The organism is Thermoanaerobacter sp. X514 (genome assembly GCF_000019065.1).
Taxonomy (GTDB): Bacteria; Bacillota; Thermoanaerobacteria; order Thermoanaerobacterales; family Thermoanaerobacteraceae; genus Thermoanaerobacter; species Thermoanaerobacter pseudethanolicus.
Genome location: NC_010320.1, coordinates 1,125,181 through 1,138,794, shown reverse-complemented (window position 1 = coordinate 1,138,794; position 13,614 = coordinate 1,125,181). Strand labels below are relative to the sequence as shown.

8 protein-coding genes are annotated in these 13,614 nt (G+C 31.9%); all 8 read right to left on the bottom strand.

Annotated elements, in window-relative coordinates:
- Nucleotides 1-2 precede the first annotated feature (2 nt).
- The 8 genes from TETH514_RS05580 to TETH514_RS05545 all read right to left on the bottom strand — a co-directional run bounded on the left by TETH514_RS05580 (nucleotide 3) and on the right by TETH514_RS05545 (nucleotide 13,612).
- Nucleotides 3-3,137, bottom strand: a complete 3,135-nt coding sequence (locus tag TETH514_RS05580) for an alpha-mannosidase (RefSeq protein ID WP_009052733.1) — start codon at nucleotides 3,135-3,137, stop codon at nucleotides 3-5.
- A 206-nt stretch (nucleotides 3,138-3,343) separates the two neighbouring features.
- Nucleotides 3,344-5,575 (bottom strand): glycoside hydrolase family 2 TIM barrel-domain containing protein, encoded by a 2,232-nt coding sequence (locus tag TETH514_RS05575; RefSeq protein ID WP_009052734.1) that lies wholly within the window; start codon nucleotides 5,573-5,575, stop codon nucleotides 3,344-3,346.
- Entirely contained in the window at nucleotides 5,568-7,769 is a 2,202-nt protein-coding gene (locus tag TETH514_RS05570) for an alpha-galactosidase (protein WP_009052735.1), read from the bottom strand. The genes TETH514_RS05575 and TETH514_RS05570 overlap by 8 nt, the downstream gene beginning before the upstream one ends.
- A gap of 105 nt (nucleotides 7,770-7,874) precedes the next feature.
- Nucleotides 7,875-8,687: a carbohydrate ABC transporter permease gene (locus tag TETH514_RS05565; protein WP_009052736.1), complete on the bottom strand. Its 813-nt coding sequence runs from the start codon at nucleotides 8,685-8,687 to the stop codon at nucleotides 7,875-7,877.
- Nucleotides 8,684-9,559, bottom strand: a complete 876-nt coding sequence (locus tag TETH514_RS05560; RefSeq protein WP_009052737.1) for a carbohydrate ABC transporter permease — start codon at nucleotides 9,557-9,559, stop codon at nucleotides 8,684-8,686. Before TETH514_RS05560 ends, TETH514_RS05565 begins: the two co-directional genes overlap by 4 nt.
- Before the next feature lie 124 nt (nucleotides 9,560-9,683).
- Nucleotides 9,684-10,985 carry an ABC transporter substrate-binding protein gene (locus TETH514_RS05555; protein ID WP_009052738.1) on the bottom strand — a complete coding sequence of 434 codons (1,302 nt, stop codon included), beginning with the start codon at nucleotides 10,983-10,985 and terminating at the stop codon, nucleotides 9,684-9,686.
- Nucleotides 10,986-11,424: 439 nt separating this feature from the next.
- Nucleotides 11,425-12,330, bottom strand: a complete 906-nt coding sequence (locus tag TETH514_RS05550; RefSeq protein ID WP_009052739.1) for a hypothetical protein — start codon at nucleotides 12,328-12,330, stop codon at nucleotides 11,425-11,427.
- Between the two features lie 91 nt (nucleotides 12,331-12,421).
- A complete protein-coding gene (locus TETH514_RS05545; RefSeq protein WP_009052740.1) occupies nucleotides 12,422-13,612 on the bottom strand; it encodes an ROK family transcriptional regulator in 1,191 nt (396 codons plus the stop codon).
- Nucleotides 13,613-13,614: the final 2 nt, after the last annotated feature.

The window sequence follows — 13,614 nt, the reverse complement described above, 5'->3', positions numbered from 1 at the left end:
TATTAAAATTTTATCTTAAATGTTTTAATTTCATAAGGTTTTATTTCAAATTTAAAGCTATTCCCTTCGAAATCTATTTTGTTTATTTCATTTTCCATAAGATCACATTCAATTACATCTTTTATTTCCTTAAATAAAGTTAAGGTAACTTTTTCTCTTTTGTTTTGATATTCATATAATCTTACAATAATGTCATCACTTTCTTCTGCTTTTTTTACAGTTTCGACTATCACATTTTCTTTATCTACATTAAGTAAAGAAAATCTTTCTGGCAAAACACCATCATGTGGCCCTTCAATTTTAGCATACATTGGACAATTTAAATTATATGCCATTTTTACAGTATTCCCATCTTTCCAATCTCCTTTATGAGGATATAGGGAATATACAAATTCATGAATTTCTTTATCAGCCTCCTCATTGGGATAAATCGCAGATTTAAGAAGAGTAAGTCTCATTACTAAATCTTTAATGTCGTACCCATATTTACTATCATTTAATAAACTTACTCCATATCCTCCTTCAGATAAATCAGCCCATTTATGCGCAGGAACTTCGAAACGCGCATAATCCCAACTCGTGTTCCAATGGGTTGGTCTTTCTATATTTCCAAATTGTATTTCATAAGTTGCTTTATCTGCGTGTATATCAACTGGAAAAGCCACTTTGAGCAATATTTGCTTTTCCTTCCAGTCTATTTTATTATTAAAATCTATCCTCGGTATATCGTTATACACATATATTATCTGTTCAATAGTTGAATCTAAAAATTTCTTTTTTACTTTAAGTGCTCCTCTAACTGGGCCTGTCTCTAAAACTTCAATTTTTTCTACCTCATTAATTTCCCACATCTTTTCTTGATAATAAATATTAATATTCCAGGCATCAAAGTTATGTGGTTTATCTTCAAAAGCTTGGAGTACATTACCTTTTTGATTATTTTTAAGTACTTCCCTTTCGTTTAATTTGTCGTAAATAGAGATAATATTACCATTGTCATCAAGTTTAATATTAAAGAATTTATTTTGCATCTCTTTTTCGTTTATTTTAATTTCACTACTTGTCTGAGAGAAATTCTCTGCTTTCTTTAAGGTATATACTTTGTATCCTTTTGATGAAACATTTTCTGCAAAAAATATTATTTTGTTACTTCCCACTTTCTGTGAAGTTATTAATTTTTCTCCATCATACACTAAAACATCAGACCAACCCTCAGGTAATTCAAATTCAACTATATCAGATCTTTCAAAACTAAGTTGATTAAATACAACTAAAGAAATATTTTTTAAATTAATATTAGAACATATACTATCTAAGGCAGAATTTATTATATTTTTCCCTCTAGCATTAATTTCTTCATACTGCTTTTTTGATTCTTCATAAACTTCTTTTATCGAAGAACCTGGAATTATATCGTGAAATTGATTAAGCAAAGTAATTTCCCAATTTTTATTAATTTCACTTTGAGGATATTTTTTCCCTTGTAAAATCATGTTCATAGTAGAAAATAATTCAGAATCTAAATTTAGAAATTCCGTCTTTCTATTATATTTTTTGTTTCTTGCCATAGAAGTATAGGTTCCCCTATGATATTCTAAATAGAGTTCGCCTACCCATTTAGGAAGTTTAGGATTACCTTTTACAATTTTTTCTAACTGTTTAAAAAAGTCTATCGCTTTTCCCATTTTTACTTTAGGAGCACCTGGTATACCTTTTGCGAGTCTCTTTCCATTTTCCAGCATCTCTTTAGTAGGACCACCACCACCATCTCCGTAACCATAGCTATTTAAAACGTAATTATTTATTTCTTTTTGTTGATACCTTTGCCAACACCCCATAACTTGTGAAGGATTTAAATTACCATTATATGTAGTAAACCATCCTTTAGGTTCTCCTTTTACATAATCAGTAGTTGTTATAAAATGTGTTAGTATTTCTGTTCCATCTATTCCTCTCCACATAAAGGTATCATAAGGCATTTTGTTGTATTCGTTCCAACTAATTTTAGTTGTCATAAAATAGTCTATTCCACTTTTTTTAAGAATTTGTGGTAAAGCAGCACTGTAACCAAATACATCAGGTAACCATAATATTTTGTTATCTACTCCAAATTCTTTTTTGAAAAATCGTTTTCCAAATAAGATTTGTCTGACAAGTGATTCTCCCGATGTAAGATTTGTATCTGCTTCTACCCACATCGAACCTTCTGCTTCCCATCTTCCTTCTTTTATTCTTCTCTTTATTTCTTCATATATCTCTGGATGGTCTTCTTTTATAAACTTATATAATTGTGGTTGACTCGAGATAAATATATATTCTGGATATTGTTTCATAAGATTTAAAACAGTTGAAAAACTCCTTGCTGCTTTTTCTTTTGTCTGTGACAATGTCCATAACCAAGCAATATCAATATGCGTATGTCCAACACATATTTCGATTACATCATCATGTCCGCAATACTTTTCGTAAAACTCCTTTTCTAAATATTCATTAGCTTTATTTATAGAATTATAAAAGTCTTTACTAAATGGTTTTCGAAGGTCTAAAATATTAATAGCTGTTTGCAAATATTTTATGGTATTTATATATTCTAAACTATCTTTTTCTAACAGTTTAATTATATCCAATGGAACTTTTATATTATAATAAAGCTTTTCAATTTCTTTTTCTAAAATAGCTATCTCTGTATAAAGGTCTATGTACCCTTCTAACATCCCAGCAAAAGCATATAAATCTATATCATACTTTTCTCCGGCCTTTGCATTTTCAGTTAATATTATTTCTCTATGATTAACATCCAATCCCTGGATTAATTTTTTATTAACATAGATAAAAAATTGAGGGTTTAATGCATCCCATTCGCCTTCTCTGCCTGTTGACACTTTATATACTACTGTTTTGCCTTCAAAAGTTTCTGGAATAGCTATTTGTGTTTTAAACCAAAAATGTTTATCTGTTCCTCCATATCGGTCTCCTCTTTTGAATATATCCCAATTCTCCCCATCTTCCTCCAACAAGTGATAAGAGTTATAACCACATTCTTTAAATCTATACATATCTACTGGAACCTCTTGCGAATAAATATAACTTTCTAATTCCTTTAAAATACGCTCTATTCTTTCTAATTGAAAATACATCGTCTTCTTCTCTCCTTTCATAGCATAATATTCTCGTTTAATATTATAAATTGCAACAAAAGTTTATAAAATTCGATTTATAGACATTCTTTTAAGTTTTTGAGACATTTTTAGTTTGTAGGAATTTATTTTTTCAAAAATTATTGATTAGCTACCAATAGGAAATTATACATACTATAATAAAACCCACCCCAAAGGGTGGGTTTTTAATATCCTATTGACTTAGTTTTTATAGATACATTGCTTTCTTCCGCTACATAATGAGATTTAGCTTTTAAAATTATTTCTCCCGGCTTTCGTGTCGATTTTACATAAACTGCTCCTCTGCCAGCCTCTAATGTCAACGGATTTTCTCCAATCAGTTTTCCTTCACCTTCTATTTCAAATGATACAGGTATATTAGCATATGGAAGAATAGAGCCGTTTTCATCTACAACACTTATAACAACCCGTGTACAATCAGCGCCATCTGCCATAATCTCATTATCATCACAAGAAAGAATTAATTTATGTGGTTTCCCATATGGCCTTAATGTATGTCTTGCTACTTCCTTACCGTCTATCAAACCTATCGCAGTAATAGAAGCGTTATTAACTCTTACCTCCATATAGTTGATTCCGCATTCCTTCATTGAAAATTCAAAAGGCGGATGTGGTAAACTAGGAAAATCAACTCTATTGGGCATTTGTCTTTTCACAAATTTATCATTTATATAAAGTTCTACTTCTTCGCAATTGCTAAATACAAGCAATTTATCGCCGTTCTCTTCCTCAAATGATGGTATTAAGTACGAAGCTATAAACACATAGGGTCCATATAAGTGCGGGTCGGCTTGACTCCTGTAAAAATGAGCTGCAAACTTTGGAAGTCTAAATATATCACAGACTCCATGATAGCATATATTGTCTCCTGAACCAAAAGCACTTGTGGTATTATAATCAAATGCACACCAGCCTGATGCACCAGCCATGTTTGGTATCCCATATTGTTTGTCTTGAATAAGAGCATGCAACCTTGCATGAGTAATAAGTCGATTAAGGTTATCATAAGATTTTGTCGGATACATGTGACCCATATATTCTGTTACCATATACTTTTTGTGATTTGGAAGTTGTATTTTGCCTTCTAAATTGTATATAAAGTCGTTATATGTAAATACATCCTCTAGCTTTTCACTATCTCTTAAATATCTAACACCACCTGTTGGTCTACTTCTGTCTAATTTATGAGCTATTTCATTCATTTCTTTATAAAAATCGTGGTCATCTAAAGACTCATTTATTCGCACACCCCACATAAATATACAAGGATGATTTCTATCTCTTAAAATCATTTCTTTTAAATTCTCTTTTGCAATGTTCTTCCAATTTTCATCGCCTATATGCTGCCATCCAGGTATCTCTTCAAAAACTAACAAGCCTATTTCATCACATCTATCCAAAAATGAAACAGCCTGCGGATAATGTGACGTCCTAACATAATTTAATCCCAAGTCATACTTTAGTATATCTGCATCTTTTCTTTGAACCCTATCCGGCATAGCACCGCCAACATAAGGAAAAGTCTGATGTCTGTTTAATCCTCTTAATTTTAAAGGTTCACCATTAATATAAAACTTACCGTCATCTCCAAAATGCACAGTTCTTATTCCTGTTCTAAAAGTATAATTATCTAAAATTTCATTCTCTGCAATAAGTTTTACAGACACATTATATAAATACGGATGATCTGGATACCAAGTTAATGGATTCTCCATCTTTATTCGCTGTACAATCTCCTTTTGCATGTCTTTAACATCAGTAACCGAAGATGAACACACAGCACCTTCTTTATTTATAACCTCTGTCAATATTTTTGCATTTCTTACCTCTTTACCTTCGATGGTTGTAGTAATTGAAATTTCAGCAACAGAATCTTGCAATTTATCAACAACAAAATAAACATCTTGTATATAAGTTTCATTTAAAATTTTCAACCATACATTTCTGTATATTCCACCAAACAACATATAATCTACAAGATGACCTTCTGGGGGAATATCTTTATGTTCTCTTGAATCCACTTGTACAGCAATTAAATTTTCAAAATCGCCATATTTGACATATTCTGTAATGTCAAATTCAAAAGGGGTATATCCTCCTTTATGTTCTCCTACGAATTCGCCATTTACATAAACCATCGCAACAGTCATAACACCTTCAAAATGAATATAAACCTTTTTACCCTCATATTTGCTATCTAGTTTAAAGTGCTTTCTATACCACGAAACAAACCTATAATCTTCCTCTTTAAAATAGTGATGAGGAAATATCTTGTTTGCATGAGGAAGACTAACAAATTCAAAATTGCTTTCATCAAAATCAAGTTTATATGCATCATTTAAGTCTTCAGGAATATATAGCCAATCTACATTAAAATTTAAAATCTCTCTACCCATCTTTAATACTCTCCTCCTTAAAATGCATCATAATGCTCTGAAAGTCCCCTTTAAGTTCTGGAATTACTTTCCCTGCATACATAAGTTCATCACCACTATATTCACTACCATCATCTTCTAAAACATAATTAAAATCTGGATTTATCCCTTTTAGACGAAGTCTTTTAATAGGTTCATTTGCTCCTCCCAAAACTCTAAAATAATAGAGCAAAAATTCTCTTTTATCCTCAGAAACAATCAACCAAGCAGTTTCATTCCCTTCAAAGGGACTTAACAATCGATAAAAATCTCCAAATTGCACCAGTTTCCTAATCTCTTTATACTTTTCAACATATTTCTTTATTTCATCTTTTTCTTCACTGCTCAATTTTGTCAAATCAAGTTCAAAGCCAAAATTAGCTGACATTGCTACATGTGCACGTATTTTTAACGGCGTAATTCTGTGAACTTGATGATTTGGTACAGCGGATATGTGGCTTCCCATTGAAATAAGAGGATAAACTATACTTGTACCATACTGTATTTTAAGTCTTTCAATTGCATCTGTATCATCACTGGTCCAAGTCTGTGGCATGTAATAAAGCATTCCTGGATCGAAACGACCACCACCACCAGCACAACTTTCAAACAAAACATCAGGAAACCTTGTCGTTATTTCTTCTAATATTCTGTAAAGTCCAAGTATATATCTGTGAGCAGTTTCTCTTTGTCTTTCAGGAGGCAAAAGTGCAGAGCCTATCTCTGTCATATTTCTATTCATATCCCATTTTACATAACTTATGTTGGCGCTTTCCAAAATATCTGACACTACTTTTATAATATAATCTTGTACATCTTTGCGCGACAAGTCTAACACAAGTTGATTTCTGCTTTCACTTCTCGACCTATTAGGTACATGTATACACCAATCGGGATGCTCTCTATAGAGGTCACTATCAGGAGACACCATTTCTGGTTCCATCCATAATCCAAATTTTAAACCTAAAGAATTTATCCCTTTTGCAAGGCCATCCAAACCACTTGGAATCTTTTCTTTATTTACAAACCAATCTCCCAGTGAAGAATTGTCAGAATTTCTCTTTCCAAACCATCCATCGTCAAGAACAAACAGTTCAATCCCCAAATCTTTAGCTTCTTTAGCAAGTTCTTTAAGTTTTTCTTCTGTAAAATCAAAATAAGTAGCTTCCCAGTTGTTTATAAGAATTGGTGTTTCTCTGTCCTTAAATTTACTTCTCATAAGTCTATTTCTGTACAGTTTGTGATAGGTATTTGACATTTTATTTAAGCCACCATCCGAATAAACCATAACGACTTCTGGTGTTTGAAATGTTTCACCTGGTTTTAGAAGCCATGAAAAATCAAATGGATTGATTCCCATAGAAACTCTTGCCATATTATATTGATCTACTTCTACTTGTGCCAAGAAATTGCCACTGTAAACAAGGCTAAATCCATACACATCTCCATGCCATTCATCAGCGTCGTTCCTTAAAAGTGCTATAAAAGGATTTTGCTGATGGCTGCTTGCACCTCTTCTGCTTTCAATAGACTGGGCTCCTGGTACAAGCGGTCTTCTTATAACATGTCTTTCTCTCGCCCAAGCTCCTGACAATTGAAGCATGTCAAAATTACTATCATTAAAATCAACATTCATAGACAAAGCTCTTAACAATTTTATGTCTTCTTTTCCCATGTTTTCAAATCTCACTGACCTTGTTATAACATCATAATCCCTAAATGCTGTATAAATTAAAGTTACCTTTAAATTAGCTACTTTATCATACAATTCTAACTCAAGAGTATCAGCTTCATCTTCATTTTCAACATAAGTAGCCGGAAGCCCTTCTAATTTAGGCTTACCTTTATAGATTTTGTGAGATAAGTACCTTAGATCAGAAACAGTAGAACCGTTTTCAAGCTGAATTTGATATGCAGGACTCCTAAAATCAGTATTACCATACGCAGGATACTCCTGTGGCAAAAAATCTAGCATTAACTGATTCCCAAAGTTAATAATATCATTATCTATACTTATATGGGGTAATTTTAATAAATGGTATATATTAGGAGTCTTTATTATTTTGCCAAAATATGCATGTAAAACAGCGCCATTTTTTAAAACATAAATTACATAACTTGTATCTTTGGCAGTTAGGTAAAAAGTTTTTGTTTTATCATTAAAATGAATAGACATAGTAAGTCCTCCTTATATTATTTTTTATTTTCTCTTAATATCTTAGTTTTTCTTTAATTTTCTCATTTCAACAAAAGCATCTCATAACTCCTTAAAAAAATATCTTTATTTTATTGCACTCTCAACCATACCTTGAATAAAGTATTTTTGTAAAAATAAATATACTATTATAACTGGTAAAACAGCCATAATCGCAGCAGCTGCCGCAACATTAGGATTTGCACCTGATATTCCAAAAAATGTTGCTATTGTAAGTGTAATTACTTTTATTTCAGGTTTTTGTAAGAAAAATAATGAGAGTTGATAATCGTTCCATATATTCAATCCAGTCATTATCAAAACAGTCACAGTAACGGGTTTTAAAAGTGGTAAAATTATTCTATAAAATATAGTAAATATACTACATCCATCTATCAAAGCAGCTTCATCTAATTCCCTTGGTAACGCACGTATAAAATTTGTATACAAAAAAATAGCTAATGGTAATTGAAAAGCAAGATGTACTGATACTATCCCCCAATAGGTACTTATTGCTCCCACTTTTCTCATTAATACATACAATGGAACTAATAAACTAAGTGGTGGAATCATCATTACAGATAAAATCATTGTAAGGATGGTATTATTGAATTTGCTATTATTGCGAGCAAGTGGATAAGCAGCCATAGCGGATATTAATATAATCAATATGGAAGATACCCCCGTTATTATTATTGTGTTTTTAAAAGCAATGGGCATGCCACCATTTTGCCATGCAACCTTATAATTTTCTAAAAATAATTGCTTGGGTAAAGTCCAATAAGATGAAAAATCTGTTATATTTTTGAAAGAAACTGTTAAAGCAATATAAATGGGAATAAGATGTATTATAGTAATTAGTATCGCCAATATAGTTTTATACCATGTATTATTTTTCATAATATATAATCACCACCTTTTTTCTTAAAAAAGATTTGCAATATAATTGTAGAGACCAATATCGAAACAAAAAGTAATACTCCTATAGCCGCAGCATATCCCGCTGATTGCGATTGGAAGTACGTTGTATAAATTAATGTTGACAGTGAATGGGTTGTGTATCCTGGTCCACCACCAGTTAATGCTCTTATAATGTCAAATAATTTTAAGCCTCCTATTACATTTATAATAACACTGCTAACTATTGATGGATATAGTAAAGGTAAAGTTATATGTCTAAATTCTTGCCATAGAGTTACTCCATCAATAGCTGCTGCTTCGTAATACATAGAAGGTATTCCTTGTAAACCAGCAAGATATATTACCATCGAAACTCCTACATACTGGATAGTATTCAATACTACTATTACCCATACTGCAATTGTAGGATCAGATAACCATAATACAGGTTTTATGCCAAATAAACCCAATAAATCATTTAGTGCTCCGTGATCATATTTTAATATAAAGTACCACATATAACCCATTATAATTGGTGAAATTAAAACTTGCAAATAAACAGCAGTTCTTGCTAAAGTCCGTCCTCTAAATGGTTTATTCAAAAGTAAAGCATATGCAAGTCCCAAAATCTGTTGAAAAAAAGTACTACCAAAGCCATAAATCAAAGTATTAACAAAGGCTATTCGCACATTTTGATCTCTAGACAATAGTTTAAAATTTTCTATACCTATATAGCGATACGTTTGTGAATAACCATCCCAGTCCGTAAAAGAAATCCTAAATCCGGTTAAAAAAGGATAAACAATAAATACTACAAGGAAAATAATAGCAGGAATATACATAATATTTGAACGTTTAAGTTCCCTTTCCAAGTTGGTAATTCCTCCTTATCCAGCATTTTAACAAATAAAAACATTTATCTCTACAAAGCATATATTAGAAATATATGCTTTGTAGAGTAGTAATAATTGATTTTTTCTCTCCTTTCTTATTTTTTTATTTTTGTTGCTGATAAAGTCGTTGATAATCAGCTTTTAATTGAGCAATTACTTGATCAATAGACATAGTACCAGCAAGCATACCAGTTCCAGTCTTGCATAAAGAATCCCACATACCATTGGGTAAATACTCTCTATCAAAATATCCAAAACCTTTATACTTAGCCGCATTTTCGAAATATGGACTTAATTTTCCAGCATCCAACTTATATCCATCACCAACTAATCCAGTCGGCGTCATATTACCTTTGGCTACTAAGTTAATATTTTCTGGTTTAGCCAAATATTCTAAAAATTTAAGAGCCTCATTTTTATATTTTGAATCTTTCCAAACACCTATAGCTGTACGCTCACCAACAATAACTGTACGTTCACCATCTTTATAAGCTGCTGGTAAAGGCATAAATCCATAATTTCCATTAGGATTATATTTCATCGCTTCGCCTATAACATAATTACCAAAAAAAGCAAAACCTGCTTCACCTTTTGCTAAGGCTTCTCCTACTTCTTGCCATGTACCTTCATTTGCATTTTTATTAAAATATCCAGCTTTTATAAAATCCACAAACAATTGAGCTACCGGTCTATAATTATTCCAATCAAATGTTCCATCTTTCAGTTCTTTTCTAAAATTATGATTATCATCTGTAACTAGAAAAGAAGGAGCAACCCAATCAAAGAAATTACCTATAGTCCAATCGTCTTTTGAGCCACCTAAATAAACTGGTATTTTACCAATAGCTTTAATTTTATCGCAAGCCACTTTAAAATCATCCCAAGTTTTTATTGAATCAGGATCTACACCCGCTTTATCAAGTACATCTTTATTAAATGCTATACCAGCAACATCTACGTCCATTGGTAATACATAGATTTTACCTTCTTTATCTGTGATAATAGGTTTGATAAGCGGATTAATTTTTGATGCCCAAGGTTGATCTTGAAGAGGTAGCAAATATCCACTATATCTCATTACAGACCAACCATGTGTTGTCCACATATCAGGAAGGTCATTAGCTGCCATCTTAGTTTTCATAGTTGCTTCATAGTCCGGAAGTGATGTAACATTTACGCGAATATTAGGATTCTCTTGCTCAAAATTTTTAGCTATTGTTTTTAAATTTTGGGTCGTGACGTCTGTTTCTGGGAAATTAACGGCTAATGTTAAAGTAATAGAACCATTCGTCTTTTCTGCATTAGCTTTTTCTGTAGTAGTAGAACTATTTCCACAACCTGTTAAATATAACAATAAAATCATTAAAATTATTATTGTCATACTTAAAAACCTTTTCTTTAACATAATTCAATTTCCCCCTATCTCAATATTTTGTGATTAACTCAATTAAACTTTTAATGTTAAAATCAAAATTAAAATTTGTTTTAATGCCCAAATCTCTAACAATACGCCAATTTTAGGTAACGTCATCGCTTCTTATGCTAAATCTTTATTAAATATTATAATTAATGTATATTCCCCACCTCCTTTTTAACTTTCTTCTTAATTCCTAATTATTGATATTTTATTAAAATATTTTATTTACATTTAACTATTAATATTCTCTAATGTCATAAATTCTTGATGTAAACATTTTTATTGTAATTCAAAACTTATCATTTTCTCTAACTTTATTTTTTATTTTAACTAATTCCTATATTATATATTCGACATGAATTCGAAAATTCCTTCTTCGAAAGCGTAATTTATTAAAAATTTTTATAAACTTTTTGTAACCAAAAATTTACTTCCTGCAATATTTTTCTACAACCTTATCAAATGCACCTTCATCTATATCTTTTACATTTACATTATTGTAAAGCTCCCATTCTTCAACATGCTCAACAGTTTCACCGGGTTGTAATTTTGTAAATGGACTTAATGTTTCTATTTCAAGCATCCAATCATTTGTATAGGTTTCAAAAGATACTCCAAAGTCAGGATATGTTGCGTCGTGCTGTGGATAATACCTTTTTACAAAAAGATGTCCTCCTCTTGCGTAAGCTGCCCAGCCTTCTTGATTGTTAATTCCTAACTTAAAGGGAGCTTTGTTATTAGGATCTTGTTTCAGTGCAATATATTTTTCTCCCCAATACACCCTTTTATCATTCATTTTAGAATAAGGCCAGAGTACAATTTGCCTATTTGGAAGTAAATCTGTGTCTTTATTTGGTTGAGGAATTATTTCGATGCCTTCTGTGTTTAATACTGTAATTGTCCACGCTGAAAGCTCAATAGGCCACGCTCCAAGATTGGTTATCCTGTGTACAAGCCTTACTCTACTCTCATCAGGATTTAATATTATATCGATTTGCTTTTGTGTATTAACCCATTTTTCTGGCTTTTGAATAAGTCTCACACCGTTTTCTATTTCATGCCAATCAACTTCATCATTGTCTGGTATATATGTCCTCTTTCTATCTTCGGGGCTATGCCACAGTCTATGGCCGCCATAATATCTGTATTCGTCACCTCCTTTTAAGCCAATAGTTTTAGGGTCCAAATTAAATTCGTTTACATCATTTTCAAATCCAAACCTCACAATTCTTGGGCCTATATCAGTTGTAGCCACAACATCAATAATGCCATTAGACAGTTTTATACTATTTTCCCATCCTAAAAAGTTTATTTTGTCAATTTTTATTGCCATACTATTTTCATTCCTTTCTGCATAATTTTTTATTTTTTTCACTACCTCAGTAGGTAAGATTCTTCGCTGCGCTCAGAATAACAGAGATGGGTTACAATACTTCATCCATGACCATATTGGCAGCACCGATGAGTGTAGCATCATCACCTAATTCAGCAAAAGCTATTCTGCAGGAAGAAAATGAATTCTCAAAAGTGCGTTTTTTAGCAGTTTCTATGATGATATCTTCAATAAGCTCACGTGCCTGCACAATCCCTCCCCCTATCAAAATGAGCTCTGGGTTAAATGTATTTATTGTATTGGCTATACCTATTCCTAAATATCTTCCTATAGTTTTTAAAGCATTGACTGCTAATTTATCGTTTAGTTTTGCTGCCTCGTATATCATCTCAGGAGTAACACTGTCTAACATCCCTTCTGCCATTTGATACACAATAGAATCCATACCCTCTTTAATAGATTTAACAACTAAATTCACTAAGGCTTTCTCTGAAGCCAATGCTTCAAAACAACCGTAATTGCCGCAACTACATTGTGGCCCTGCTACATCAATAGTTGTATGCCCTATTTCACCCGCACCGTCACTGGCTCCAGTATATATCCTGCCATTTATAAGTATTGCTGAACCTATTCCATAGCCAACCTTTAAAAATATCATATTTTCAACGTCTTTTGCTTTGCCCATGTGAAATTCTCCTAAAGCCATAGCTCGCACGTCATTTATAACATAGGTAGGTACACCAAATTTTTCTTCTACAATTGATTTTAAAGGCACATTTCTCCACCCTATATTGGGAGCAAATACAGATATACCTTCTTTCATTTTTACAGGTCCTCTAACCACAATTCCTATCCCCGATACATTTTGTGGAGATACTTTTATTGCTTTATCAAGAACAGATGTCAACAATTCTAAAACTTCTTCTTGCTTTAAACCTCTAATAGAATTCTTCTCTTTCTTTTTTGTTTTAAGTTCTGCGTCAAGAGTATATTGATGTAAGTTGTAAGTGCTTATATGAATGACAATAATACTCATAAAGTCAGGATTTAATTTGATAAGTACAGGAGGCCTTCCACCATTTGATTCGCCAACTTTGTACTCCATCACAATATTTTCAGCAATGAGTTTGTTTACAATGTTAGTCACAGTCGGCGGCGTTAAATTTGTCTCTTTGGCAATATCCGCTCTTGAAATAGGTCCCATTTTTCTTATGATATTTAATATAACTGATTCGTTCATTCCTTTTAACAATTTGTAGCTGACTGGTATTAAGTTTTCCATTT

Coding starts and splice junctions, on each gene's coding strand:
- TETH514_RS05575 (WP_009052734.1), bottom strand. CDS start 5,575: ATGGGTAGAGAGATTTTAAATTTTAATGTAGATTGGCTATATATTCCT.
- TETH514_RS05580 (WP_009052733.1), bottom strand. CDS start 3,137: ATGTATTTTCAATTAGAAAGAATAGAGCGTATTTTAAAGGAATTAGAA.
- TETH514_RS05570 (WP_009052735.1), bottom strand. CDS start 7,769: ATGTCTATTCATTTTAATGATAAAACAAAAACTTTTTACCTAACTGCC.
- TETH514_RS05545 (WP_009052740.1), bottom strand. CDS start 13,612: ATGGAAAACTTAATACCAGTCAGCTACAAATTGTTAAAAGGAATGAAC.
- TETH514_RS05555 (WP_009052738.1), bottom strand. CDS start 10,985: ATGTTAAAGAAAAGGTTTTTAAGTATGACAATAATAATTTTAATGATT.
- TETH514_RS05565 (WP_009052736.1), bottom strand. CDS start 8,687: ATGAAAAATAATACATGGTATAAAACTATATTGGCGATACTAATTACT.
- TETH514_RS05550 (WP_009052739.1), bottom strand. CDS start 12,330: ATGGCAATAAAAATTGACAAAATAAACTTTTTAGGATGGGAAAATAGT.